The organism is Actinoalloteichus hymeniacidonis, from assembly GCF_014203365.1.
GTDB classification, from domain to species: Bacteria; Actinomycetota; Actinomycetes; order Mycobacteriales; family Pseudonocardiaceae; genus Actinoalloteichus_A; species Actinoalloteichus_A hymeniacidonis.
Genome location: NZ_JACHIS010000001.1, coordinates 845,508 through 866,002, shown reverse-complemented (window position 1 = coordinate 866,002; position 20,495 = coordinate 845,508). Strand labels below are relative to the sequence as shown.

15 protein-coding genes are annotated in these 20,495 nt (G+C 68.6%); 4 read left to right on the top strand and 11 right to left on the bottom strand.

Annotation, left to right across the window (positions count from 1 at the left end; translation table 11 throughout):
* Window positions 1–12 precede the first annotated feature (12 nt).
* Window positions 13–792: a TrmH family RNA methyltransferase gene (locus BKA25_RS03990; RefSeq protein WP_069852023.1), complete on the top strand. Its 780-nt coding sequence runs from the start codon at window positions 13–15 to the stop codon at window positions 790–792.
* Window positions 793–834: 42 nt separating this feature from the next.
* On the opposite strand, the gene BKA25_RS03985 is transcribed toward BKA25_RS03990, so the two are convergent.
* On the bottom strand, window positions 835–1,257 hold the full coding sequence (locus BKA25_RS03985) for an HAD-IA family hydrolase (protein ID WP_236750380.1): 423 nt from the start codon (window positions 1,255–1,257) through the stop codon (window positions 835–837).
* A gap of 121 nt (window positions 1,258–1,378) precedes the next feature.
* Here BKA25_RS03985 and BKA25_RS03980 point away from each other — a divergent pair, with 121 nt between their 5' ends.
* Entirely contained in the window at window positions 1,379–2,068 is a 690-nt protein-coding gene (locus BKA25_RS03980) for an Rv3235 family protein (protein ID WP_069852027.1), read from the top strand.
* 124 nt (window positions 2,069–2,192) lie between these two features.
* On the opposite strand, the gene secA is transcribed toward BKA25_RS03980, so the two are convergent.
* The 3 genes from secA to BKA25_RS03965 form a co-directional block, all read right to left on the bottom strand.
* Window positions 2,193–5,120, bottom strand: a complete 2,928-nt coding sequence (gene secA, locus BKA25_RS03975) for a preprotein translocase subunit SecA (RefSeq protein WP_069852029.1) — start codon at window positions 5,118–5,120, stop codon at window positions 2,193–2,195.
* Between the two features lie 425 nt (window positions 5,121–5,545).
* The gene (hpf, locus tag BKA25_RS03970; protein WP_069852031.1) at window positions 5,546–6,232 is read right to left on the bottom strand and encodes a ribosome hibernation-promoting factor, HPF/YfiA family; all 687 of its coding nucleotides are present in this window, start codon (window positions 6,230–6,232) and stop codon (window positions 5,546–5,548) included.
* A gap of 478 nt (window positions 6,233–6,710) precedes the next feature.
* The gene (locus BKA25_RS03965; protein WP_069852033.1) at window positions 6,711–7,406 is read right to left on the bottom strand and encodes a ComF family protein; all 696 of its coding nucleotides are present in this window, start codon (window positions 7,404–7,406) and stop codon (window positions 6,711–6,713) included.
* 195 nt (window positions 7,407–7,601) lie between these two features.
* On the opposite strand from BKA25_RS03965, the gene BKA25_RS03960 reads away from it, so the two are divergent.
* Window positions 7,602–8,777 (top strand): SGNH/GDSL hydrolase family protein, encoded by a 1,176-nt coding sequence (locus tag BKA25_RS03960; RefSeq protein ID WP_069852035.1) that lies wholly within the window; start codon window positions 7,602–7,604, stop codon window positions 8,775–8,777.
* Between the two features lie 38 nt (window positions 8,778–8,815).
* On the opposite strand, the gene BKA25_RS03955 is transcribed toward BKA25_RS03960, so the two are convergent.
* From BKA25_RS03955 to ahcY, 7 genes are all read right to left on the bottom strand, one after another.
* Window positions 8,816–9,634 carry a lipase family protein gene (locus BKA25_RS03955; RefSeq protein WP_069852037.1) on the bottom strand — a complete coding sequence of 273 codons (819 nt, stop codon included), beginning with the start codon at window positions 9,632–9,634 and terminating at the stop codon, window positions 8,816–8,818.
* A gap of 215 nt (window positions 9,635–9,849) precedes the next feature.
* Window positions 9,850–11,622, bottom strand: a complete 1,773-nt coding sequence (locus BKA25_RS03950; RefSeq protein ID WP_172803862.1) for an LpqB family beta-propeller domain-containing protein — start codon at window positions 11,620–11,622, stop codon at window positions 9,850–9,852.
* 5 nt (window positions 11,623–11,627) lie between these two features.
* The gene (gene mtrB / locus BKA25_RS03945) at window positions 11,628–13,457 is read right to left on the bottom strand and encodes an MtrAB system histidine kinase MtrB (protein WP_069852041.1); all 1,830 of its coding nucleotides are present in this window, start codon (window positions 13,455–13,457) and stop codon (window positions 11,628–11,630) included.
* A 382-nt stretch (window positions 13,458–13,839) separates the two neighbouring features.
* Entirely contained in the window at window positions 13,840–14,517 is a 678-nt protein-coding gene (gene mtrA, locus BKA25_RS03940) for an MtrAB system response regulator MtrA (RefSeq protein ID WP_069852043.1), read from the bottom strand.
* Between the two features lie 275 nt (window positions 14,518–14,792).
* A complete protein-coding gene (locus BKA25_RS03935; RefSeq protein ID WP_069852045.1) occupies window positions 14,793–15,269 on the bottom strand; it encodes a hypothetical protein in 477 nt (158 codons plus the stop codon).
* Entirely contained in the window at window positions 15,253–15,894 is a 642-nt protein-coding gene (locus tag BKA25_RS03930) for a dTMP kinase (RefSeq protein ID WP_157421267.1), read from the bottom strand. The genes BKA25_RS03935 and BKA25_RS03930 overlap by 17 nt, the downstream gene beginning before the upstream one ends.
* A gap of 85 nt (window positions 15,895–15,979) precedes the next feature.
* Window positions 15,980–17,443: an adenosylhomocysteinase gene (ahcY, locus tag BKA25_RS03925; protein WP_069852049.1), complete on the bottom strand. Its 1,464-nt coding sequence runs from the start codon at window positions 17,441–17,443 to the stop codon at window positions 15,980–15,982.
* Between the two features lie 172 nt (window positions 17,444–17,615).
* Between ahcY and BKA25_RS03920 the strand changes: the two genes are divergently transcribed.
* A complete protein-coding gene (locus BKA25_RS03920; protein ID WP_069854053.1) occupies window positions 17,616–20,357 on the top strand; it encodes a hypothetical protein in 2,742 nt (913 codons plus the stop codon).
* Window positions 20,358–20,495 lie beyond the last annotated feature (138 nt).

Genomic DNA, 20,495 nt, shown 5'->3' with positions numbered 1-20,495 from the left:
GGTCGTGCGATCCTGCTCGTCGTGCCCAACGATGTCTCTCCGAAGGACCGGTTCGTCACGGTCTACGGACGAAAGCCCGTGCTCGAAGCCCTGCAGGACCCCGATCTGGCCGTGGACAAGGTGATTCTGGCCGAGAACGCCGTCGGGGCGGTCGCCAGGGAGATCATCCAGGCCGCGAGGAGTCGAGGGGTCGCCGTGCAGCGGGCCACCGCTCAGCGGGTGAAGGTGCTGGCAGGCAACGGCAGACACGATCAGGGTGTGTTGGCCGATGTGGTCGCGCCGAGGATGCGCACGCTGACCGCCGCACTGTCCTCACCTCGGGATATGCCCGAGACGCTGCTGCTGCTGGACGGCATCACCACCCCGGCCAACGTCGGCATGATTCTGCGCACCGCCACCGCAGCGGGGATCGGCGGGGTCGTGGTGCCCCGACGCGGCGTGGCCTCCATCGACCCGCTGGTGGTGAAGGCCTCGGCGGGCGTGGCGTTCCGGGCGCCGATTCTGCGGGCGGCGACGGCGGCGAGCGCGGCGGAGGAACTGATCGAGGCCGGTTTCTCGCTCTTCGCGATGGCAGCCGACGGCGAGACGACACTCTTCGACGTCGAGTTGCCTCGGCGGGTGGCGTTCGTGTTGGGCGGCGAGACCGATGGTGTCTCCGACGAGGTCGCCGAATCGGTGATGGGCCGGGTCTCGATCCCGCTGGCAGGCGGCGTCGAATCGCTGAACGTCGCCAGCGCGGCGGCGGTACTCACCTTCGAGCTGACGCGCAGGCGGCTGGCGGCGGGCGCCTGAGAACGGCCGCGCGGGTCGGACGCCGGCCTGCGGGAGCCGGGCTCACCCGGTCGGTTCGGCGGAGAAGTCCCGGTCGAACAACACGGCGAGTTCCTCGACGGTGGCCTGGACCGTCCGGTGGTGCACGCCGACCATGCCCGCCCGGACGGCGCCCTCGACGTTGGTCGGCAGGTCGTCGACGAAGACGCAGGCGCCGGTCGGCAGGTCCAGGCGTTTGGCGGCGAACCGGTAGATCTCCGGGTCCGGCTTGAACAGGCCGACCTCGCCGGAGACGACCATCGCGTCGAACAAGCCTGCCAACATCTCGTCGTCCGGCGCGCCCTCGGCGTTGGACAACAGAGCGGTACGCAGCCCACTGGCGCGGGCGGCACGCACGACCGATATCAGCGGTGGTTCGCGATCGGGGATCCCGTCGACGTCGGTGAGCACCCCGAAGAAGTCGACGACCAGTCCTGAAAGGGTCACGCCCGCCAGTCTAGGAATTACTCGGCGGCGACACATCCAGGTGATATTCGGCGGAATCGGTACGGATCCACCGGCTTGGTCGCTCTACTCCCCGACCGCTGTCCCCGCCGGGAGGAAGACGATGACCGCGCTGCTCTGTTCCGAGGACACCGCCGAGCTGTGGCGGCCGGTGTTCGCCGGGCTCGTGCTGCAGGATCCGGTGTCCACGGCCGGGTGTCCGGACCCACCGCCCGGTCCGGAGGTCGCGGCGAGAACGGCCGCGGCGCGCTCGGCGGTGGCCTTCGAGACCGCCGGGCTCGATGTCGACGGGGCGAGGCCCGAGTCGGTCCCACGCCCGATGCTGCGCAGGCTTGCCGAGGTGACGGGTGGGTCGGCGCCGCCCATCGAGGTCACGCCGCGTTCCGTTTCCCGGAGTGCGGCGCCGGACCCGTCCGATCGACACCGCCCGTCGGCGCATCGCATCGCCAGACAGACCCTGCATGCGCTGGTGGAGATCCTCGACGGCAGGCGGTCCCGGGCACAGCTCGGCAGGCTGCTGATCCCCGAGCTACACGGTCGGATCACGCCACGGGTCGGGCACGCACCGGGCCGTATCCCGCCGAGCAGGCTGCTTCGGGTTCATGCCCAACAGGTCGGCGAGCGGGCGATCGAGGCGACCGCGCCCGTTCGAATCCGGGATCGCGTCGCAGCGATCGCACTGCGGCTCGAACTACGCGGTGCACGCTGGCTGGGCACCGAACTCCAACTACCCCCACTGACCGGGCTCGGAAGAGGGCGGCCCGTCGCGCAAGACGGTCGGCGGCCTCGGTAGGGCGCCGCACGGTACCGCCCCGAGCGAGCCCAACCTGCGGATCACCCATCGATTCGGATCGGTGCCACCGACAGATCGGCGGGGCAGGCGCTACCGCCTGCCCCGCCGCCTGAGAACTAGCCGATCAGTTCCGCTTGTCCCGCTTGGCCTGCGCACGTTCCGCAGCACGCCGGTCCTTACGGCTGCCGCCCTGCCGGGGCGTGCCCGAGGAACCGCCACCCCTGGTCTCCACGCCGCCACCCTCGTCCGGTCCGGAGTAGGTGAGGCGCTGCTGGCCGGGGCCGCCGAGGCCCTTGCCACGCAGGGCGGGCGGCACGGCCTCCTCCGCACGAGGCGCAACGGGCTGCCTCGGCGGAACCGGACGTCGCCCGTTGCCGTTGCGAGCGTTGCCGTTCTGGTTGGCCGCCGGGCGGGCGCCACCGTTGGTGTTGGCCCGGCCGTTCGCGCTGGCAGCACCACCAGCAGGTGCCGAGGCCGGATCGGCGTTGTCCGAGCCACCCACCGTGACGGCCACCGAGGGGTCCGGCGCGCCTGCGGCTTGCGCGGCACCGCCCGCAGGCTCCACCGGGATGTTGAACACGAAGCCGACGGATTCCTCCTTGAGCGCCTCCAGCATCGCGGAGAACATCTCGAAACCCTCGCGCTGGTACTCGATCGCGGGGTCGCGCTGGGCCATCGCCCGCAGGCCGATGCCCTCCTTGAGGTAGTCCATCTCGTAGAGGTGTTCGCGCCACTTGCGGTCCAGCACCGAGAGCAGCACCCGCCGCTCCAGCTGGCGCATACCGTTCTCCTGGCCGATCTTCTCGTTGATCTCGGCCTCGCGGATGCCGTACGCCTCCCTGGCGTCGGCGAGCACGGCCGTCAACAGCTCGTCTTTGGTGAGTCCCTTCTCCGACTCGTCGACGAGCTTCTTGTGATCGATGCTCACCGGATACAGCGTCTTCAACGCTGTCCACAGCTGTTCGAGGTCCCAGTCCTCCACGTCGCCGTCGGAGGTCGCGGAGGTCACGTAGGCGGTCAGCACATCGGTCATCATGTGCTCGATCTGCTCGCGCAGATCCTCGCCCTCCATGATCCGATGGCGCTCCGCGTAGATGACCTGACGCTGCTTGTTCATCACCTCGTCGTACTTCAAGACGTTCTTACGAATCTCGAAGTTCTGCTGCTCGACCTGGGTCTGTGCCGACAGGATCGCTCTGGTGACCATCTTGTGCTCGATCGGCACGTTCTCCGGCACCCGTAGCCGGTTCATCACGGCCTCGACCATCGACGCGTTGAAGCGCCGCATCAGTTCGTCGCCGAGGGAGAGGTAGAACCGCGACTCGCCGGGGTCGCCCTGTCGACCGGCACGACCACGAAGCTGGTTGTCGATACGGCGGGACTCATGGCGCTCGGTGCCGAGCACGTAGAGGCCGCCGGAGTCGCGGACCTCGGCTGCCTCCGCCTCGACGGTGGACTTGGTCTCGGCCAAGACCTCGTCCCAGGCGGCCTCGTACTCCTCCGGGGTCTTCACCGGGTCGAGGCCCCTGGCCCGCAGCTCCTCGTCCGCGATGATGTCCGGGTTGCCGCCGAGCACGATGTCGGTACCACGACCGGCCATGTTGGTGGCCACCGTGACCGCGCCCTTGAGCCCTGCGCGGGCGATGATCGACGCCTCCCGCTCGTGGTGCTTGGCGTTGAGCACCTCGTGCGGAACGCTCATCTTGGTGAGCACCTTCGACAGGTACTCGGAGCGCTCGACGCTGGTGGTACCGACCAAGACCGGCTGGCCCTTGCGGTGGCGCTCCTCGATGTCCTCGGCGAGCGCGTCGAACTTGGCCTGCTCGGTCTTGTAGACGAGGTCCGGCTGGTCCTTACGAACCGCGGTCCGGTTCGTCGGAATGCTGACCACACCCAGCTTGTAGATCTGGTTCAGCTCGGTGGCCTCGGTCTGGGCCGTACCGGTCATGCCCGCGAGCTTCTCGTACAGCCGGAAGTAGTTCTGCAGCGTGATGGTGGCCAGCGTCTGGTTCTCGGCCTTGATCGGCACCCGCTCCTTGGCCTCGATGGCCTGGTGCATGCCCTCGTTGTATCGCCGACCGGACAGCACACGGCCGGTGAACTCGTCGACGATGACGACCTCGTCGCCTCGGACGATGTAGTCCTTGTCCTTGTTGAACAGCTCCTTGGCCTTCAGAGCGTTGTTCAGGTAGCCGACCAGCGGCGTGTTGGCGGCCTCGTAGAGGTTGTCGATGCCGAGCTGATCCTCGATCAGCTCCACGCCCTTCTCGGACACACCGACGGTGCGCTTGCGCTCGTCCACCTCGTAGTGCTCGTCGCGCTTGAGCAGCGGCGCGAGCCGGGCGAACTCCTGGTACCAGCGCGAGGACTGGTCGGTGGGACCGGAGATGATCAGCGGCGTCCTGGCCTCGTCGATGAGGATCGAGTCGACCTCGTCGACCACGGCGAAATGGTGCCCGCGCTGCACCAGATCCTTGGTGCTCCAGGCCATGTTGTCACGCAGGTAGTCGAAGCCGAACTCGTTGTTCGTGCCGTAGGTGATGTCCGCGCCATACGCCTCTCGGCGCTGCGCGGGGGTCATCTGCGCGACGATGACGTCGACCTTCAGTCCCAGGAAGCGGTGTACCCGGCCCATCCACTGGGAGTCACGTTTGGCCAGGTAGTCGTTCGTGGTGACCACGTGGACGCCCTCGCCGGGGATGGCGTTGAGGTAGATGGCCAACGCCGAGGTCAGCGTCTTGCCCTCACCGGTGCGCATCTCGGCGACCTGGCCGAGGTGGAGTGCGGCACCACCCATGATCTGCACATCGAAGGGGCGTTGCCCCAGGGTGCGCTTGGCGGCCTCCCTGGCCACCGCGAATGCTTCGGGAAGCAGCTCGTTCAGCGACTCCCCCTTGGCGTGGCGTTCGCGGAACGCGTCGGTCTTCGCCCGGAGATCGGCGTCCGTGAGATCGACGAAGTCGTCTTCCAGGGAGTTGACGTGCGCCGCGATCACCCGCAGGCGCTTGAGCGTCTTGCCCTCGCCGGCGCGGAGCAGTCGAGACAGGACCATGCGGTCGACCTCACTAGCTGATCGTCATGCGCCCGGTCAGGACGCTTTGCCGCCATCGTAGGCATGGACAGGGTGCAGACGGCATACATGCAGCTCGCGGCGGGGCCGCTCGACACGGATGCCCTCCTTAAGAATGCCCGATCACCCATCGGGGGATGCAAGGTGGTCGGACACGTTCTCGAACGCACAGCCGTCGGTGCAGCCGCGTCGGGCAGCCGCTCGCGACGTCCGCCCAGGTACCGACGGGTGACCCGCCCGGTACGGCGCGTGGCATCGCTGCGCCCGCAGCACTCCGCCCCGCCGCGCGAACGGGCGCGGCGGGGCGGAGGCGGTGCGATCGGACACGCTTGTCATCGCGTCCTGTCGATCGGGGGCATCGTCATCGCCTCGGGGAGCGGGTCGGTGCGCCTGCCGAGGCGGGCAGCTCACGCGGCGAGCTGGATCACTCCGTAGTCGAAGCCACGCCTGCGGTACACCACGCTGGGCCGACCACTCTCCGCGTCGGAGAAGAGGTAGAAGTCGTGGCCGACCAGCTCCATCTCATAGAGGGCTTGGTCGACGGTCATCGGCGTGGAGGGATGTACCTTCTCGCGGACGATCTGGCCGGGCTCGTGCGCGGCGGGCAGGTCCTGCCAGCGCTGCGCAGGCATGGCGTCGTCCTGCTGAGGCTCGGCTGTCTCGACTTCGGTCGCCTTCAACACGGCTGTGCTCCCTCGCTTGCCATTGATGTGGCCGGTGGTCGCGTCCGGCAGCACGTCGGGAACGATTGCGGTGGCCTCGGCCACCGATGTGGGATTACGTCGCCCGTAGTGGACCCTGCGCCGATCGTGTGCGCGGCGGAGTCTGCTCTCCAATTTGGCGACGGCGCCGTCCAACGCGGCGTAGAAGTCGGCGGCGGTGGCCTCGGCCCGGATGACCGGCCCCTTGCCCTTGCCGGTGATCTCCACTCGCTGGCAGTTCTTCGTCTGCCTGGGGTTGGGCTCGTGGAAGAGTTCCACGTCGAAGCTGATGACCTTGCGGTCGTAACGTTCGAGGCGATCCAACTTGTCCGCCACGTGTGCCCGGTAGTGCTCGGGCACCTCTACGTTGCGACCCTTGACGACGATGTCCATTCGCGACCTCCTCGCAGTCGTGCGAGTGACACTTCACTGGGCTCGAGCGTTGGCTTCACCCGGACGGGCTCGGCATCAATCACTCGATGGCTGTACTTATCCCCTCCTTCTGCGCTGTTCAACCGTGCCGTTCGGCAACGAACGGACGCTGGTAGCGCTGGACGTTAGCCCGCTTGTTACCTGGATGACAGACCCGACTTGGGGGACGAACCGCAGCTACGGAACGTGATTGCCATGCTTGACAGGGGCTTTTTACCCCCGCCACACGGCCCCGAAAGATCTTCATATCACCCGATTGGGTGGTACCCAACGCGACAAAACCCGGCTCGGAAATCCGAGCTGAGTTGCGCGCGTCCGGCCGTGTCATATCTGGATAACGAGCCGGAAGCCGTTCGAGTTCCCCCGAATGTCGCTTGCTCGATACAGCCATTCGGTTGAAGATCGAATGACGCACCGACCCGCGAGGGGCGACGACGTGCTACCGCCGATCCCGGTGTGCGGAGGTCAATGCCAGGACCGAGGCGACCGGCACGCCCGCCTCGGCGAGTGCCGTGATCGCGGCGCCTGCGGTCGCGCCCGTGGTCAGCACGTCGTCGACCAGGATCACCGGGGTGCCCGACGGTGGCAACGCGGCCGGTCGGACACGCACCCGCCCCGCCAGATTGGCCGCCCGCTCCCGGTCGTCGAGCCCGACCGACTCCGCCGCCCCGGCGGCCAACACCAGACACGGCGCCAGCGCGCAGGGCGTTCCGTTCTCCGCCACCGTCCTCGCCGCGATCCGCAGTAGCCGCTCGACGTGGTTGCCGCCCCGGCGCCGCGCGACGGCGGGCCGGGAGGGCGCGGGCACCAGCCACGGTTCCGACGCCGCCTGCGCGGACGACCCCGACGACAACAACGGCAGGGCCGCCGCGACGAGCAGGCCCAGCGGTCGGGCGAGCGACCGCTCGCCGCGCTCCTTGTACGCGACCACCGCCTGCCGAGCCGCCCCCGAGTACCGGGCCAACGCGAAGCAGGGCGCCGACACCGATCGCGGCAGGCCCGGCACCGGCATCGGCGGGCCGAACTCCGCGACACAGTCCGGACACAGCGAATCGCCCGCTGCCGAACAACCCACGCAGGTCGATGGGAACACCAGATCCGAGAGATCACGCAGAGCATTGGACAGAACACGCATAGCGCACACCCTGTCGCACGCTGCCATCCGACCGTGCTCGACCCGCGCGGCGGCCGGGCGATCTTCCGTAGCCTCGCAGGCGGAGGCACGGATTTCGATCACGCCGTTGGGCACCGCCGCAGTTCCCCAGCACCCCGGTGTCCGGTACGTCGGTCCTGTCGTGCCCATCGGGACTCGAACACAACGGGCGGAGTCATGCACCCATCGATCAACGTGCCGATCACCCAGGAGCTCGTGTACGGCGCTCTGGAACTAGAGCAGACCGCGACCGGGGTCCTACTGCGACGACTACCCGCGTGGGCCGTCGCCCAGAGTCCGGGTGGGTTACTCGCCGACGCGGTGACGCAGCCGTCCGGCGTGCGGCTGGTCTTTCGCACCGAGGCCACCACCATCGAGTTGACCACGCTGCGCACCACCCAGCTCTATGTGGGCGGGCCGTCCTGGCCTGCAGGCGTGTACGACCTGTGCATCGACGGCGAGCTCACCGCCCAGGCCAGTGTGGACGGCGGCAACGTCGTGGCCATCGACCTGGCGACGGGCACCACGGAGACCAAGCCGGGCGGGCCGGGAACGCTGCGCTTCGTCGAGCTACCCGCGCGGATGAAGAGGGTCGAGATCTGGTTGCCGCACCGCGAGACCACCGAGCTCGTCGCCCTGCGTGCCGATGCTCCCGTCGAACCGGTACCAACCGGCGAGCGCCGGGTATGGCTGCACCACGGCAGCTCGATCAGCCAGGGTGCCAATGCCGCCACCCCCAGCAGCAGCTGGCCCGCAGTCGCCGCCACGAACGCCGAGGTGGACCTGATCAATCTGGGGTTCAGTGGCAACGCGCTGCTCGACCCTTTCACCGCCAGGGTCATGCGGGACACCCCGGCCGACCTGATCAGCGTCAAGATCGGCATCAACCTGGTCAACGCCGATCTGATGCGGATGCGTGCCTTCCCGCCTGCCGTGCACGGCTTCCTCGACACCATCCGCGACGGACATCCCGACACGCCCTTGCTGGTCGTCTCACCGGTGTCCTGTCCCATCCACGAGGACACCCCCGGTCCCGGCGCCTTCGATATCGAGGCGTTCACCTCGGGACAGTCGCGCTTCGTGGCCACCGGCGATCCCGCCGAGGTCGCCGCCGGAAGACTCACCCTCACGACCATTCGCGCGGAGCTGGCCCGGATCGTCGCCCAGCGGCAAGTCGATGACGCGAGGCTGCACTATCTCGACGGCCGGGAGCTCTACGGCCCGGCCGACGTCGAGGAGTTGCCGCTGCCCGACGATCTGCACCCGGACACCGAAAGTCATCGCCGGATCGGCGAACGCTTCGCCCGGCTGGCCTTCGCCGAGGGCGGGGCCTTCGGCGACCACCACAGCTGAACCTCGGAGTCCGGCGCCGGGTGCGGGAGGAGCCGCCGTCACGGGCGGTTCTTCTCCAAGGCGGCCACGTACGCCTTGATCAGGTGATCCCGTATTCCATCGCTGGCCGGGGCGAAGAGGTCCGAGGTCAGTCCGCGGCCCCGATCGAGTAGGCCCGGCACCAAGGGCATGGACTCGTGGACGCGTCCCGCAGAGTCGAGGTACCTCGGGGCCGCAACGTGATGGAACACCGGCTCCGGTGGAACCCGGGCGACGATGTCGTTGTTGTTGACCACCCGGAAGGTACGTCCGGCCAACGCCCGGTCGTAGGCATCGGCCAGCGTGCGGTCACAGGTACGGGGCTGACCGAAGGTGTACACGCCGTCCGCCGCGAGCCGTGGGTTCTCGAACTCCAGCCAGGCCGCGGCCAACATGGCCAGTGCGCCGCCGAGGCTGTGCCCGGTGAACCACACCGTCTGCTCGGCGTCGCGCAGTTCGTCGATGGCCGAACGCACTGCCGGGAACACCGCGCGCAATGCCTCCGCGAAGCCATAGTGGACGAAACCGGTGTTGCCCGGTCCCCGCCAGGGCGGAGTGGTCGCATCCGACAGCCAATCGCGCAACTCGACCGGCTCGGTGCCCCGGAACGTCGTCACGATCATCGTCGAGTTCGCCATGGTGTAGGCCTGGGTGTCGCTGAGCGCGAACGGCGGTGCAAACGTCGAGTGGTGATGCCTAATTCGGTCGAAGCCCCACTCGGCGGCGGTGCTCTCGATCCGACTCGGGTCCTCGTAGGCCAGTTCGGCCGCTTTGGCCATGCCGTACGCCTGCCTGGCGTCGTATCCGGTGATCTGATGATTCAGTGTCGGCGCAGACATCGCCCATCCTCAGAAGTTCACAACACGTCTCGCGGCAGCCTTCGCCTGCCGCACGGCGTCCGTTCCTACCGATGCGGGGTCCAACGCGATACCGATCCGCCCGCCAATCACCCGACCGAGGGGCCTTGAGCACCCCACCGGGGCGCCTTGATCACGTGCAGCCTGCGCCGATACTCGGCCCGGCGGGCGCGGGGAGAGCGAACGGCGACTCGGCCTCAGCCCGGATACGAGGGCACCACGCTGGCGCCGGAGACCCGAAGCAGCTGCTTCCAATATCCGTTCAGGTCGGAGGTGGTCCACAGGCCGTTCTCGTCGGCCACGATGACGTCCCGCCCGGGGAACGCGGTGATCTCGGTGATCGGCGGGTTCAGGTTCGTCGCCTGATAGGTCCGGCCGTCCAGCCCGTCCTCCTGCAAGCGCACCACCGGGGCCTCCGGGTTCTCGGTGGCGACCACCAGCAGATCGCCCTCCAACGACTCGGTCGACGGGCTGTTCCAGCTCACCGCCGTGACCGACGGGCCCTGAGCCTGTGGATTGCCCGGCAGCAGGAGTTCTCGCAGATTGCCGATCCTCGGCTTGCCGCCCGAATTGACGATCGCGCCGACCAGAAGCTTCCCGCCTGCCACGGCGACCACCCGCATGCCGTCGAAGGCGAAGCGCAGCGCGCTGATCTCGCCGTATTCCCGAAGTTCGCCTGCCGCGACCTCATGGGCCTGCCAGCCGCCCTCGCCGGTGCCCACGACCTGCAACACCGTCCGGCCGTCGGCCACGGTCCATAGTTCGGAATCACCGGCCCGCCACGTCGGCCTGGTCAGCGAACTCGCCTCGATCGGCACCGGGTTCAGCTCGGCGCCGTACTCGCCCGCCCACAGCTTGCGACCACCCATGCCGTCGTCGCCGACCACGGCGAGGTTGGACCCGGTCACCGACTGGCTGGCGCTGCGGGCCAGATAGGCACCATCGCCCGCCGGACCGGGGACCGGCTCCTCGCCCACCGCCACCAAGGTCTGCACCTGGCCGTCCCGAACGACCAGCCCGGGCAGATCGTGATCCGGCACGGTCGCTCTGCGCAGATCGTTGAAGTCCTCGCGATGCCACTCCGACCGCTCCGGCAGCACGTCCACGCCCTCGACAAGGACCCGAACCGGGGTGGGCCGCAACGACTGGAGGGAGAACACCAACCCCGCCACCATCTGTCGTCGTTCCTCATAGGGCGACTCGCCGAGGCTCGTGAGATCGATCTCGATCGCACCTTCCTCGTTCTCCGCCACCGCATGCCGGATATTGACGCCCGCAGGCAGCACCTCGTGTACCGCGCCCTGCAAGGCGGGCGACGGTCCCTTCTTGAGCAACTCGACGATCTGCCCCGGCTGGCTGCTGTTCGTCGCGGGCGGGAGATAGCGGCGTTCCGGCACCAGCCCCGGCCGGTCGAAGGCGAAGAAGTAGAGCTGGACCGGCTGGTAGTGATCACGGAAATCAGTCAAGGGGATCACCACGCCGGGCGGGGGATCGGTGATCCGCCAGCCGTCGTCGGTCCACCGCATCGGCAGCAGGAACTCCTTGCGTTCGCGGCGCGGCTCGAAGGCGCTGAACTCGTTGAGGATTCCGACCTCCCAGCCGGACACCTCGACGACCGCCGTCCCCTCCTCCGGTGCTACTGCCTGGTCTGGGGCATCGATCGCGTTGTAGTTGCTCGCCAAGAGACTGACGCTCACGTCGTCGTTCCAGGAATCGGCGGCCTCGGCGGTGAGGTGCATGCGCGCGGCCCGGTGGTCGTCGTCGGGGTCGACGCTGTCGGCGAGGAAGCTCCTGGCCAGTTCGACGGCGCTGAGTTGGCTGTCGGGCGGCTCGGGAGTGGAGGCACGGCCGCCCTCGACGACCTGTTCGAGCTTGATCGGCGTCGAGGAGTCCGGGATGGCCGCGCAGCCTGCGACGGCGAACATCGACGCAGCGATCAGCAGCACGACGAGTCGGTTCCCGCCGGTCATCCGCTTCATGATCTCGAATCCCCCTCGCCGAGTGCCGTGGTGCGGCCGTCGTCCCATCCGTCGGCCTCCCGTTGTCGATCGGGCTCGTCCGGAGGTGTCGGCGCCGAATGCAGTGGATCGGCCGGGGGCTGCGCGGACGATTCGGTCTCCTCATCGGCCGCCTGCCAGCGTAGGGCGTCCGCGACCGAGTCCCCAACGGTGCTTTCCGGCGGCGTCTGCTCGACCTCGGTGGCGATAGAACGCCCCTCGACGATCGGTGGCAGCGGCAGCGGACTGCCGTTGACCTCTTCGCCGATGCGGCGCGGCAGGGTCAACCGGAAGCAGGCACCGACCCCGACCTCGCCCCAGGCATCCAACATCCCGCCGTGCAGCCTGGCGTCCTCCAGGCTGATGGCCAGCCCGAGGCCGGTGCCGCCGGTACGTCGGTTCCGGGAGGGATCGGCCCGCCAGAAGCGGTTGAACACCAATTCCTCCTCGCCGGGCCGCAGTCCGACGCCCCGGTCCAGCACGGTGATCGCGGCGGCATTGCGGTCCGCGGCCAGCGTCACCACGACCGGGTTGCCCTCGCAGTGATCCACGGCGTTGGCCAGCAGGTTCCGCAGTACCCGTTCGATGCGACGTGAGTCGATCTCGGTCAGCACCGGATGCGGGGGCAGGTTGACCTCGATGGAGGCGCCGACATTGGTCGACAGGCCGCGAACGGCTTCCAGCGCGTTCTCGACCGAGGATCGAAGGTCGACCGTCTCGGCGCTGATGTCCACCACGCCCGCATCGTGTCTGCTGATCTCCAGCAGATCGCCGAGCAGCGATTCGAACCGGTCCAGCTCGTTGACCAGCAATTCGGTCGAGCGGGCCAAGCCCATCGGGAACTGGTCCCGTGAGGCGTGCAGCACGTCGGCCGCCATCCGCACCGTGGTCAGCGGCGTCCGCAGCTCGTGGGAGACGTCGGAGGTGAATCGGCGTTGCAGGGTGCCGAACTCCTCCAGCCGGTGGATCTGGTCCTGCAGACTCGCGGCCATCTCGTTGAAGGACTCGGCGAGCCTGGCAACCTCGTCCTCGCCGACCACCCGCATCCGGTCGTCCAGATCGCCCTCGGCGAAGCGCTCCGCGACCACGGCGGCCTGCCGCACCGGCCGGACCACCTGTCTGGTGACGAGGTTCGTCACCCCGGCCAGCAGCAACACGATGGCGAGTCCGCCGAGGATGAGGGTGCTCTGCACCACCCCGATCGTCTGCTCCTCGTTGGTCAGCGGATAGAGCTGATAGAGCTGGACGTAGCGGTTCGTGGTCTGCACCGGGATGCCGATGACCAGCATCCGGACCGCCTGGTGCTCCCGCACCACGGTGGTGATCTGGTAGCTGAGTGCGCCGTCCTCGACCTGGGTGCGCAGTTCCTGGGGGACATCCTCGTATCGGCCGACCGCGATCTGGTCGTCCTCCCAGCGGGCGGGGCCGTGGCCGTCGATGATGACGGGTTCGAACACACCCGCTCGCGGCCGGGTGGAGTCCTCGGTGGAGTCGCTGCTGCTCAGGTCGTTGAGCGTGCTGCTGAGCGAGACCTCGAAGTCATCGCGGTTGGGGTTGACGTTGACCAGCAACCGCTCGACGGTGTCCCGGCTCGAGTACGCCTGGGTCTGTACTGCGGTGCGCTTGCCCTCCAACAGCCGGTTGGTGATCTCGGCCTGCAGGACCATCCCGAGGACGAACACCACCGCCGAGGACAACGCCAGGGTGCTGATCACCACGCGTAGTTGCAAGGAGCGCCGCCACAGCGTGGCGAAGGCGGCGAACCGTCTTCTAGCCAGCCGTCGGGTCCGCAGGAACCACCGAACCATGGCGCGGCCCGCCGCAGTCCCTCGCGCAGTACCGACGCCCACCGCTAGCCCGCCTCTGCTCTTCTCATCCCTGGCCCACTGCCACCGCAGGCTTTACCAGAGTGCCCAGCGCAGGCGGAAGCCTGTAATCAGACCGTGCCGTCCTCAGCAGCCCGTCCACGCCTGTTTTCCACTCGATCGAGTGGAAAATCACCGCAGCAGCGGCCCACCGGACGGCACGATGCGCCGACAGCGCTCACCGAAGAGAGGCGCTGCCGGTGGCCGAGTCGAGGCCGGAGTCACCGCGCACGGACCGGATCGACGACGGGCGCGAACCCCTCGTCGCGGATCCGGCGAACCCGCACGCGATCACGTCGAGCAGGCCCCGACGAGTTGGCTCAGGTCACGGCGGACCGGCCTTGTACCCGACGCCACGCACCGTGAGCACGACCTCCGGGTGCTCCGGGTCCCGCTCGACCTTCGAACGCAACCGCTGCACGTGGACGTTCACCAGCCGGGTGTCGGCGGCGTGGCGATAACCCCACACCTGCTCGAGCAGTACCTCTCTGGTGAACACCTGTCGGGGCTTGCGGGCCAGCGCGACCAGCAGATCGAACTCCAGCGGAGTCAGCTGGATCGGCCTGCCCTCCCTGGTCACCTCGTGCCCTGGCACGTCGATGGTCAGATCGCCGATGCCCAGTGTCTCGGCAGGCTCGGCCTCGGTCCGGCGCAGGCGCGCCCGGATCCGTGCCACCAGCTCTTTCGGTTTGAACGGTTTGACGACGTAGTCGTCGGCACCCGATTCGAGGCCCAGCACCACGTCGACCGTGTCGGTCTTCGCGGTGAGCATCACGATCGGGACACCCGACTCCGAGCGGATCGCCTTGCAGACATCGATGCCGTTCATCCCCGGCAGCATCAAGTCCAGCAGAACGAGGTCGGGCTTCAACTCGCGCATGGCGGGCATTGCGCGTGCCCCGTCCCCCACGACCGCGGTCTCGAAGCCCTCACCCCGAAGGACGATGGTGAGCATCTCCGCCAACGCCGGGTCGTCGTCCACCACCAATACACGCGACTTCATGCCCCATATCGTCGCACTGGAGCCTGACCTGCCCCGCAGCACCCGCTGCGCAGCGGCCTCAGCGTTTCCGAATCGTCGTCCCCCGACCCGTTGATCTTTATCCACGCGTGCCCCCCACACTCACTTGAGGTGACCTTGGTCACCCATCGGTGTCACCATGATCTACACCGCAAGCGGGCACCAGAATGTTACCGACTCACATGTCTCGACTTGATCTACCTACCCGGAGTACACCGCTGGTCGGAGGACGGGCGAACCGGCCGAATCCGGACAGATCAGGCGGGTGACCAGGGGGCCAGCTTCCGGACCCGCTGCTCGGGTTCCGCCCGGCGCAACAGGAATCGCGGCAACAGTTGCCGGGAGATGACCGGTCGGTCGCCCACCAACTCCGCCGAGCCACCGGGCCAGCGAATCGAGTTCGGCCGGACCGCCGAACGTTCGACGGTCTCCTCCAGCTCGACGGTGCCCAGCACCACCGCGGTCAGCAGCCCGACGAAGCGCGCCTGTTCCTCCGTCGAGCGCAGGTCGAACTCCACCGGCTGCTCGATGTCGAGGAAGACGAGGACGATCGCACCGAGCACCCACATCCCGAGGCTCGTCGCCTCCTCGTTCGGGGCCTCGACGTCGATCATGACATGGACCCCGTGCTCCTCGTGGGCCCACGAGGCCAACGGGAAGCCGGTCTGCTCGGCCACCTCGGCCAGCAGTCCGCGCACCAGTTCGATCGGGTCCTGCTCAGCTGAGTACGACATCCACCAGCCCGTCCACGTCCACCGGCAGCGCGCCGTCGAGCGAAACCCAGGGCGACAGCCACGATGCGGCGGCCAACTCCGCATAGCGCGCGGCGCAGCGGTCCTGGAGACCGCCATCGGATTCGAAGAGATCCCGCTGCCGGTCGGCCTCGGTGTTCTCACGATGGACGGCACGGGCTGCGGCCGTCTCGGTCGGTACCGAGAGCAGTACCTGTAGGTCGGGTCTTGGCAGGCCGAATCGATCGACCTCCAGATCGTGCACCCAGGTCACGAACTCGCCGTCGACCGGCTCGTGCAGTCGCGCCGAGCCATAGGCGGCGTTCGAGGCGATATACCGGTCGATGAGGACCACGTCGTTGGCCCGCAGCGCCGCACGCAACTCCACGGCCCCCGCCCGGCGATCCAGGGCGTAGAGGACCGCCATTCCGTAGACCGAGTCGCCCAGTGGGCCCAGTTTGCCGTGCAACCCGTCCCGGACGAGATCAGCGTGTACGTCCTGGTCATAGCGCGGGAATGCGCCCATGCCGACCGATGCGCCCCGAGCGGCAAGCCCGGTGCGCAATCGGTCGGCCAGGGTCCGTTTCCCGGCGCCGTCGATGCCCTCGATCACGATCAAGCGACTCACGGCGGTCACCGTAGCCGGCGGGCCTCATCGGCCGGCGCACGCCCCTGTTGGAGCGTGACACCCACCGCATGCCACCAGCGCGGAATCAGTAACGGTAGTGATCGGCCTTGAACGGACCGTCGACGTCCACGTCGATGTACTCGGCCTGTTCCTTGGTCAGCCGGGTCAGCTCACCGCCGAGCGCCTCCAGGTGGATGAGCGCCACCTTCTCGTCGAGCTTCTTGGGCAGCCGGAAGACCTCGCGGTCGTACTCCTTGTTCTTGGTGAACAGCTCGATTTGGGCGATCACCTGGTTGGAGAAGGAGTTCGACATGACGAAGGAGGGATGTCCCGTGGCGTTACCCAGGTTCAGCAGCCTGCCCTCGGACAGCACGATGATCGAGTGCCCGTCCGGGAACACCCACTCGTCCACCTGCGGCTTGATCTCGATGCGGTGCACACCGGGGTAACGGGCCAGCCCGGCCATGTCGAGCTCGTTGTCGAAGTGGCCGATGTTGCCCAGGATCGCCTGGTGCTTCATTCGGGCCATGTCCTCGACCGTCACCACGTCCTTGTTGCCGGTCGTGGTGATGACGATGTCGGCCTGGTCGATGATGTTGGCCAGCGTGCTCACCTGGTAGCCGTCCATGGCGGCCTGCAGCGCGCAGATCGGGTCGATCTCGGTGACCACGACGCGGGCGCCCTGGCCCCGCAACGACTCGGCGGCACCCTTGCCGACATCGCCGTAACCACAGATCACGGCGACCTTGCCACCGATGAGCACGTCGGTGCCCCGGTTGATGCCGTCGATCAGCGAGTGGCGGATGCCGTAGCGGTTGTCGAACTTCGACTTGGTGACGGCGTCGTTGACGTTGATCGCGGGGAAGAGCAGTTCGCCCTGCGCGGCCAACTGGTACAGCCGCAGCACACCGGTCGTGGTCTCCTCGGTGACGCCGAGAACGGCCTCGCCCGCCTTGGTCCACTTCCCCGAGTCCGCGGCCAGCGAGGCACGCAGCAGATCGAGGAACACCTTGAACTCGTCGCTGTCGGACTCATCGGCGGGCGGCACGACACCGGCCCGCTCGTACTGCGTTCCCTTGTGCAGCAACATGGTGGCGTCGCCGCCGTCGTCGAGAACCATGTTGGCGTGCTTGCCGTCCGGCCAGGTGAGCATCTGCTCGGTGCACCACCAGTACTCGGCCAGCGACTCGCCCTTCCAGGCGAAGACCGGCACCCCGGCGGGCTCCTCCTCCGTGCCGTGCGGCCCGACGACGATCGCGGCGGCGGCGTGATCCTGCGTGGAGAAGATGTTGCAGGAAGCCCAACGGACCTCCGCCCCCAGCGAAACGAGGGTCTCGATCAACACGGCGGTCTGAACGGTCATGTGCAGTGAGCCCGAGATCCGGGCCCCCTTCAACGGATAAACCTCGGCGTACTCGCGGCGCAACGCCATCAGACCAGGCATCTCATGTTCGGCGAGTCGGATCTCCCGACGACCGAAATCGGCAAGTGACAGGTCCGCTACCGCGAAGTCGATCCCGGCGCGCTTCTGCAACCTCTCGGCACTCATCCCACGGCTCCTCAACCCCAGTCGGTTCTGCCTCGGCACAGTACCGCTCGCCACGCCGATAACCCCATGTGCTCGCTAGGAGTCAAGAGATCACGGAGGATTACCCCGAAGTGCGCTGGAAGCGTCGATAATCGACTCCGGCGATCAAGACGTGGCAGGAGGGCGAGCAGTCGTGGCGATTCCCGGCCCCGATACCCGCGTCATCGAGTTGCGGGTACACGGAATTCTCGGCACCACCCCGGAACGCCTCACCGACTCGGTGGCCGCAGTGGAGGTCGCGGGCGACGGCCTCGGTCGAGTCGTGCGACCCGCGGACCGGTTGCGCAGACCGGCTCCGGGCCCGGTCCTGCAGACGACCACCCGGCCGGTGCCCCGCATCGTGGAGGGTTATCTGTGGGGTCGGATGACCTCCGGCGGACTCGCCAAAGCCGCCTGGGCCTTGCTCTTTCCCTTCGCCATGGCCAATGTCGCGCACTGGATGCTGCCGCCTGCCCGAGCGGGCAGCAAACTCGGGTTCCTGCTCGGCCATGCGCTGCGGGCGCTGCTGCGGGTCGCCGCGCTGCTGCTGACGGCGTTGCTGGTTGCGCAGGTGACCGTCATCAGCCTCGACCTGATCGCGGCGCAATGCCTGCAACCGGGCGGCGCCTGCCTGGCCGGGGTGGCACCGGAATGGCTGCGCGGCGAACAGGTCCGGATCGCGATCGGCCTCGTCCCGCCCGCGCTACTGGTGGTGCTGTTGCATCAGGTGGGCAAGGTCGACTGGGAGGTCAACAAGGCGGACGCAGGCGCAGGAGCGAACCCGGTCGCCGGGCTCAGCGGTCTCCGCGCGGACGCCCCGCCGCCGCCCGCACAGAGCACCGTGCTGCCGGGTGACGCGGTGGAGGCCGACCCGGACACCCCGGCGCTGCGCTCGCTGCACACCACTGGCGCACTGGCCACGGCCGCCGCGATGGCGACCGGCGGAGTCAACGGTCCGTTGACGGCGGCCGCGTCCCAGATCTGGCTGACCGCCATCGGCCTGTTCGTCCTCTGCCTGATCGGCGTGCTGCTGTTGGACGACCCGGTGCACCCGGGCGCCGCACCGTCACGACGGCTGCGCATGGTGCTGGGTGCGATCCCGCGCAAGATCCTCGTGACGCTGGGCGGCGCGGTGCTGCTGGCCTCGGCGGTGGTCATCGCACCGCTACCGCCCACCTTGGCCACCGGCGGGACGATCGATGTGATCTCGGCGGTGTTCGTCGGCTGCGCCCTGATCTTCGCCATCCTGCTCGCTCCCGCAGCGTGGTCCGCCCGACCGATCTGGGCGAGCCGCCCGAGGAATCTGCGGCCGTGGGCGGGCGGCTGGACTGCCGCCCCGGTGCTGGCCATGTCCGGAATGCTCGGCGCCGGGTTCGGTGCCGGAGTCGCCCTCACGATCGTCACGATCCTCGGCTCGGACCATCTGACGCCGCCTGCCGCCTACGAGACGATCACGGTGCTCTGGGGCGCCGCGGCCGTGCTGAGTCTGGCCACCCTGGCGGTTCTCGTCCCGGTGGTGCTGACCCGGCGTTGGCTGGCCGAGCACCACGACCGGCTTGCCCCGGCCGAGGCCACCCTGCTGCACGCCGGGCGGCCGGAGGATCGGCGAACCGCCGCCCGCGCCTGGTGGTGGGCGAATCTGGAACGACAGCACCTGCATCACGCACTGTTGGCGGTGGCCGCCGTGCTGACCCTGGGCACCGCCGTCTCGATCATCCAACGGGCGGCGGGGGTCGATGTCCCCGGTTGGCTGGAACCGCTGGCCACCGTGGGCGTCATCGCACTGGCGGTGTTGGCTCTGGCCTTGCTGCGGACGGTGTATCTCGCCAAGAGCAGGCCGAACACCGCCAGGATGCTGGGCGTCCTGGCCGATTTGACCTGCTTCTGGCCTCGGGAGGCTCACCCGACGGTGCCGCCGTGTTACGCGCTGAAGGTGGTCCCTGAATTGGTGCACCGGGCGACCGAACACCTTCGGGACCCGGCCACCAGGGTGGTGCTGGTCGGTCACAGCCAGGGCAGTCTGCTCGCGGCGGTGGCGGCGGGCAGGTTGCTGCGAAACCTGCCCGAGTCCGATCGAAGCCGCATCGGCCTGGTGACCGCCGGTTCGCAACTCCACTGGGCCTTCCCCCGCGCATTTCCCGCCGTGGTGCCGCATGAGTCGCTTCGCGAGCTGTCCGGATCCTTGTCCGGCCGTTGGCGGGCGCTGTGTCGTGGCACCGACCCGCTCGGCGGTGGGGTCACCACCTGGAACCGCCAGGTGTATGAGGGCACGCTCATCGGCGTCGGCTTCCGGGGCGATGGCACGGAGGGCCCGTTGCCCTCGGCCACCAGGAGCCCCAGCGGCGCCCTGGTGCTGGGCGGCGACCACTGGCTGCCGGATCCGGCGCGCGGACCGTTCACCGGCAGGCGGTGGAATCCGGGGGTGTCCGGCCACAACGACTTCAACTCCGATCCGGAGTGGGATCGGGCCGTGGCGATCGCCGCCGGGCTGGAACTACCGCCGCGTGGCCAGGCCGGCGAGTACTCGAGTCTGCTGGCGGGCGTCCGCCAGCACACCGAGACCGTCGACGAGTTCGACGACCAGCTGGCAGGCGAAGCCGACGACGAGGCCCAGACGCCGACGATTCTGGTGACCAGGGTCGACCCGGCGCCCGCGCCCGCCGACGCGGAGACGACGGTGGCGCCCGCTCTGCCCGCCGGAAACGGCGAAGCCCCGGTGCCCACCCAGCCGACCGCCACGGAGGCCCCGAACACCAAGGCGGGTCGCAAGGCCGCGAAACGCTCGGGCGCACCCGCCACGGACGAGAACGGTCAGCCGATCGTTCCGGACGCACCCCGGGGCAAGAGCACCCCGTGGGAGCGCGGCGGCGACCTGCCGGGGCGCCGCAAGACCTGATCGGTACCAACGAGACCGAGGGCCGCTCCGGGTGACCGGGGCGGCCCTCGTGCTTCTCGGTGCCACCGACCCGGTCGCGATGAGCCGCGCGGTGACCCAGCGCCTCGGGGGTTCCCGGTTCCGCCGCGCCGAACCGCC

Coding starts and splice junctions, on each gene's coding strand:
- BKA25_RS03980 (WP_069852027.1), top strand. CDS start 1,379: ATGACCGCGCTGCTCTGTTCCGAGGACACCGCCGAGCTGTGGCGGCCG.
- ahcY (WP_069852049.1), bottom strand. CDS start 17,443: ATGAGTGCCGAGAGGTTGCAGAAGCGCGCCGGGATCGACTTCGCGGTA.
- BKA25_RS03965 (WP_069852033.1), bottom strand. CDS start 7,406: ATGCGTGTTCTGTCCAATGCTCTGCGTGATCTCTCGGATCTGGTGTTC.
- mtrB (WP_069852041.1), bottom strand. CDS start 13,457: ATGGTTCGGTGGTTCCTGCGGACCCGACGGCTGGCTAGAAGACGGTTC.
- BKA25_RS03955 (WP_069852037.1), bottom strand. CDS start 9,634: ATGTCTGCGCCGACACTGAATCATCAGATCACCGGATACGACGCCAGG.
- BKA25_RS03950 (WP_172803862.1), bottom strand. CDS start 11,622: ATGACCGGCGGGAACCGACTCGTCGTGCTGCTGATCGCTGCGTCGATG.
- BKA25_RS03960 (WP_069852035.1), top strand. CDS start 7,602: ATGCACCCATCGATCAACGTGCCGATCACCCAGGAGCTCGTGTACGGC.
- hpf (WP_069852031.1), bottom strand. CDS start 6,232: ATGGACATCGTCGTCAAGGGTCGCAACGTAGAGGTGCCCGAGCACTAC.
- mtrA (WP_069852043.1), bottom strand. CDS start 14,517: ATGAAGTCGCGTGTATTGGTGGTGGACGACGACCCGGCGTTGGCGGAG.
- secA (WP_069852029.1), bottom strand. CDS start 5,120: ATGGTCCTGTCTCGACTGCTCCGCGCCGGCGAGGGCAAGACGCTCAAG.
- BKA25_RS03935 (WP_069852045.1), bottom strand. CDS start 15,269: ATGTCGTACTCAGCTGAGCAGGACCCGATCGAACTGGTGCGCGGACTG.